Consider the following 5,014-nt stretch of genomic DNA (forward strand, 5'->3'; position numbering starts at 1 on the left):
CCGCGCGTCGCCACGCCGCGCGGCCCGATGGACGCCGAGGAAGACGATCGCCGCCCGGTGCGCCGTGGTCCCGGCGGCGCGCCCGCGCGCCCGGCCGCCCCGGCCAAGCCGACCCGTCCGGCCGGCCCGGAGAAGAGCCGCGGCCGCCTGACCGTCGTCACCGCCCAGTCGTCCGACGACGAGCGCCAGCGCTCGGTCGCCTCGTTCCGCCGCCGCACCCAGCGCATGAGCGGCCATCGCCATGTCGAGGCCAAGGAAAAGATCGCCCGCGAAGTGACGGTGCCGGAGACCATCTCCATCCAGGAGCTGGCCAACCGCATGGCCGAGCGCGCGGTCGACGTCATCCGCCTGCTGATGAAGCAGGGCCAGATGGTGAAGATCACCGACGTGATCGACGCCGACACCGCCCAGCTGATCGCCGAGGAACTCGGCCACAGCGTGCGCCGCGTCGCCGAATCCGACGTCGAGGAAGGCCTGTTCGACACCACGGACACCGACGAGCACCTGGAGTCGCGTCCCCCGGTCGTGACCATCATGGGCCATGTCGACCACGGCAAGACCTCGCTGCTGGACGCCATCCGCAAGGCCAATGTCGTGTCCGGCGAGGCCGGCGGCATCACCCAGCATATCGGTGCCTATCAGGTAACCTCGCCGCTCGGCGGCAAGATCACCTTCATCGACACACCCGGCCACGCCGCCTTCACGGCGATGCGCGCCCGCGGCGCCAAGGTGACGGACATCGTGGTGCTGGTGGTGGCGGCCGATGACGGCGTGATGCCCCAGACCATCGAGGCCATCAACCACGCCCGCGCCGCCAAGGTGCCGCTGATCGTGGCGATCAACAAGATCGACAAGCCGGACGCCAAGCCCGAGCGCGTGCGCAGCGAATTGCTGCAGTACGAGGTGCAGGTGGAAAGCCTCGGCGGCGACACGCTGGAAGTCGAGGTCTCGGCCAAGGCCCAGACCAATCTCGACAAGCTGCTGGAAGCCATCACCCTGCAGTCGGAAGTGCTCGACCTCAAGGCGAACCCCAACCGCGACGCGGAAGGCACCGTCATCGAGGCCAAGCTCGACCGCGGCCGCGGCCCGGTGGCCACCGTGCTCGTGCAGCGCGGCACGCTCAGGGTCGGCGACATCGTCGTCGCCGGCGCCGAGATGGGCCGCGTGCGCGCCCTGATCGACGACAAGGGCGCCAATGTGGCGTCGGCCGGCCCGTCCTTCCCGGTCGAGGTGCTCGGCTTCAACGGCACGCCGGAGGCGGGCGACCGTCTCGCCGTGGTCGAGAACGAGGCCCGCGCCCGCGAGATCACCGACTATCGCCAGCGCCAGAAGCGCGAGAAGGCGGCGGCCCGTTCCGCCACCGTCCGCGGCTCGCTGGAGCAGATGATGAGCCAGGCCAAGACGGCCGGGCGGAAGGAATTCCCGCTCATCATCAAGGGCGACGTGTCGGGTTCGATCGAGGCGATCACCTCCTCGCTGGAGAAGCTCGGCACCGACGAGGTGCAGGCCCGCATCATCCACTCCGGCGCCGGCGGCGTGAACGAGAGCGACGTGACGCTGGCCGAGACGGCGGGCGCGGCGATCATCGCGTTCAACGTCCGCGCCAACAAGGAAGCGCGCGACGCGGCCGAGCGCGCCGGCATCGAGATCCGCTACTACAACATCATCTACGACCTGGTGGATGACGTGAAGGCGGCGATGGGCGGCCTGCTCGCCCCGGTGAACCGCGAGACCATGCTCGGCAACGCCCTCATCAAGGAGATCTTCGCGGTCTCCAAGGTGGGCAAGGTCGCCGGCTGCCTGGTCACCGACGGCACCGTCGAGCGCGGCCAGCATGTCCGCCTGATCCGCGACAATGTCGTGATCCACGAAGGCAAGCTCGCCACGCTGAACCGCTTCAAGGATGCGGTCAACACGGTGCACGCCGGCCAGGAATGCGGCATGTCGTTCGAGAACTACCAGGACATGCGCGCCGGCGATGTCATCGAGTGCTACCGCGTCGAGGTCGTGCAGCGCACGCTCTGAGCGCGAGGCAAGCACGCAACGCTTTGGCCGTTCCCGCACGCGGGAGCGGCCTTTCCACGGGGGTGCGCGGTCCAAGCCCGTTCGCTCCGGTCGAGGCCGGCCCCTTTGCCCCCTGACGCGGGCGGGGCCTTGAAGGTTTGTACAGAATGAAGAACAAAGCGAGTTCGGGCGCGGGCCCGAGCCAGCGCCAGCTGCGCGTGGGCGAGCTGGTGCGTCACGCCCTTTCCGACATATTGGCGCGCGGCGATCTGCCCGATCCGGCGCTGGCCCGGGTGCTGATCACCGTGCCCGAGGTCCGCATGAGCCCGGACCTGAAGATCGCCACCTGCTATGTCATGCCGCTTGGCGGCAAGGACCCGAAGGCGGCGATCGAGGCGCTGGCGACCAATGCCAAGCCGCTGCGCGGCGAGATCGGCCGCCGCGTGGCGCTGAAATCCATCCCCGAGCTGCGCTTCCGCATCGACACCTCGTTCGAGGAAGGCGCGCGCATCGACGCGCTGCTGCGCCTGCCGCAGGTGCAGCGCGACCTCGACACCGACCAGAGCGACACCCAAGAGGACGACGCATGAACGCCCCCCTCGACTCCAGCCTGGGCGAGGAGGTGCGCGACGCCGTGCCTGCCGGCCTGCCCGCCAATCCCCGCGAAGCCGGCCCCCGGGACGCCGCGCCCGCCGACACCTCCCGCGAGGCGCCGCGCAAGCGCCGGCCCAAGCGCGATGTCGATGGCTGGGTGCTGCTCGACAAGCCGGTCGGCATGACCTCGACCCAGGCGGTCGGGGCGGTGAAGTGGCTGTTCCAGGCCAAGAAGGCCGGCCATGCCGGCACGCTCGACCCGCTCGCCTCCGGCTGCCTGCCGATCGCGCTCGGCGAGGCCACCAAGACCGTTCCCTTCGTCATGGACGGGCGCAAGGTCTACCGCTTCACCGTGCGCTGGGGCATCGAGACCGATACCGACGACAGCGAGGGCCAGCCCACCGAGACTTCCGAGCTGCGCCCGACCCGCGAGGCGATCCTCGATCTTCTCCCGGCGTTCCGCGGCGAGATCGAGCAGGTGCCGCCGAACTATTCGGCGCTCAAGATCAATGGCGAGCGCGCCTATGACCTCGCCCGCGACGGCATCGAGGTGCATCTCGCCGCCCGCACCGTGGTCATCCACTCGCTCGAACTGGTCGAGCAGCCGGATGCCGACCACGCGGTGTTCGAGGCGGAATGCGGCAAGGGCACCTATGTGCGCTCGCTGGCCCGCGATTTCGGCCGGGCGCTGGGCGCGCGCGGCCACATCTCGGCACTGCGCCGCACCTGCGTCGGCACCTTCGCCGAGGAGGAGCTGATCCCGCTGGCCAAACTGCGCGAAGTCTCCGAGGCGATGGACGACGCGCCGCCGAGCTTCGCCCTGCGCCCGGTGGAGATCGGGCTCGACAGCCTGCCGGCGCTGCGCGTCTCGTCCTCCGACGCCGCCCGCCTCGCCCATGGCCAGCCGATCATCCTGCGCGGACGCGACGCGCCGGTGCTGGAAGGCCCGGTCGCCATCACCGCCGGCGGCCGCCTCGTCGCACTGGGCGAGGCCGAGGCCGGCGAGATCCACCCCAGGCGGATCTTCCACTCCGGCAAGTGAGGCCGGTAAAGGCGGGGGGAAGGTCGGAGCCGCTCCCCGTCATCCCGGCCACGCGCGGCGAGGGCCGGGATCGCCTCCCGCAAGGCGCCGCTCCATACGGCGCTGGCCTCGCCGGCGTTTTCGTGTATGGTGCGCGCGCGTCGCGGACCCCTCGTCCGCGCGAACCCATTGTCGCATCGACCGTGCTGGACGACATCCCGGCTCGGCCCGCGCCAATGGCCCGAAGCGGCGCGCGAGCGCGGCTTCATCCCCTCCCTTATGGAAAAGGAGATCCCGATGTCGATCACTGCCGAGCGCAAGCAGGCGCTCATCCAGGAATACGCCACCAAGCCGGGCGACACCGGCTCGGCCGAAGTGCAGGTCGCGATCCTCACCGAGCGCATCGCCAACCTCACCGGCCACTTCAAGGGCCACGCCAAGGACAACCATTCCCGTCGTGGCCTGCTCAAGATGGTGTCGGCGCGCCGCGGCCTTCTCGATTATCTCAAGAAGACCGAGGAAGCCCGCTACAAGTCGCTGATCCAGCGCCTGGGCATCCGCCGCTGAGGCAACACGCGAGGCTCGCCCCCCAGGGTGCGGGCCTCGCGTGCTTTCGAAGACGGCGCCGGCGGAAGACCCGCGGTGCCGAGACGTGAAGATGCGGCGGGCATGGGGCTCGCCGGGACCGATAGTGAAGCGGCGCGCCATGGCAGGATCGCCGGAGGCTTGCAGTTCCGTGGTGCCCCGGGGGCGCCCGGGGCGAGCCTCTCGCCGTCTTGCCCATGGCCCCGTTTCGGAAAGCCAGAGACAGACATGTTCGATATTCACCGCGAGGAACTCGACTGGGGCGGGCGCACGCTCACCCTCGAGACCGGCCGCATGGCGCGCCAGGCCGATGGCGCCGTGCTCGCGACCTATGGCGACACCACGGTGCTCGCCACCGCCGTTTCCGCCAAGACGGCAAAGCCCGGCCAGGACTTTTTCCCGCTGACCGTGAACTACCAGGAAAAGACCTATGCGGCCGGCCGCATCCCGGGCGGCTTCTTCAAGCGCGAAGGCCGTCCGAGCGAGAAGGAGACCCTGGTCTCCCGCCTGATCGACCGCCCGATCCGCCCGCTGTTCGCGGAAGGCTACAAGAACGAGACCCAGGTCATCATCACCGTGCTCTCGCACGATCTCGAAAATGACCCGGACATCGTGGCGCTGGTCGCCGCCTCCGCCGCCCTCACCTTGTCGGGCGCGCCCTTCATGGGCCCGATCGGCGGCGCCCGTGTCGGCTTCATCGACAATGAATATGTGCTGAACCCGACCCTCGACGAGGTCAAGGAATCGGCGCTCGACCTCGTGGTCGCCGGCACCGGCGACGCCGTGCTGATGGTCGAGTCCGAGGCCAAG

General features: G+C 69.7%; 4 protein-coding genes and 1 pseudogene. All 5 read left to right on the forward strand.

Annotation, left to right across the window (positions count from 1 at the left end; translation table 11 throughout):
- On the forward strand, positions 1-2,025 hold a 2,025-nt coding region (infB, locus tag KHC23_RS23240), incomplete at its 5' end, for a translation initiation factor IF-2 (protein WP_213376090.1).
- Positions 2,026-2,171: 146 nt separating this feature from the next.
- Positions 2,172-2,594, forward strand: a complete 423-nt coding sequence (rbfA, locus tag KHC23_RS23245) for a 30S ribosome-binding factor RbfA (protein WP_213376091.1) — start codon at positions 2,172-2,174, stop codon at positions 2,592-2,594.
- Entirely contained in the window at positions 2,591-3,640 is a 1,050-nt protein-coding gene (gene truB, locus KHC23_RS23250; RefSeq protein ID WP_213376092.1) for a tRNA pseudouridine(55) synthase TruB, read from the forward strand. Before rbfA ends, truB begins: the two co-directional genes overlap by 4 nt.
- Before the next feature lie 276 nt (positions 3,641-3,916).
- Positions 3,917-4,186 (forward strand): 30S ribosomal protein S15, encoded by a 270-nt coding sequence (gene rpsO, locus KHC23_RS23255; protein WP_213376093.1) that lies wholly within the window; start codon positions 3,917-3,919, stop codon positions 4,184-4,186.
- 246 nt (positions 4,187-4,432) lie between these two features.
- Positions 4,433-5,014 (forward strand): annotated as a pseudogene (locus KHC23_RS24605) (polyribonucleotide nucleotidyltransferase); the annotation flags it as partial.

It is taken from the genome of Ancylobacter dichloromethanicus (assembly GCF_018390645.1).
Classification (GTDB): domain Bacteria; phylum Pseudomonadota; class Alphaproteobacteria; order Rhizobiales; family Xanthobacteraceae; genus Ancylobacter; species Ancylobacter dichloromethanicus.

Excerpts from the sequence above, each read along its gene's own strand:
- rbfA (WP_213376091.1), top strand. The coding sequence starts at position 2,172 with ATGAAGAACAAAGCGAGTTCGGGCGCGGGCCCGAGCCAGCGCCAGCTG.
- truB (WP_213376092.1), top strand. The coding sequence starts at position 2,591 with ATGAACGCCCCCCTCGACTCCAGCCTGGGCGAGGAGGTGCGCGACGCC.
- rpsO (WP_213376093.1), top strand. The coding sequence starts at position 3,917 with ATGTCGATCACTGCCGAGCGCAAGCAGGCGCTCATCCAGGAATACGCC.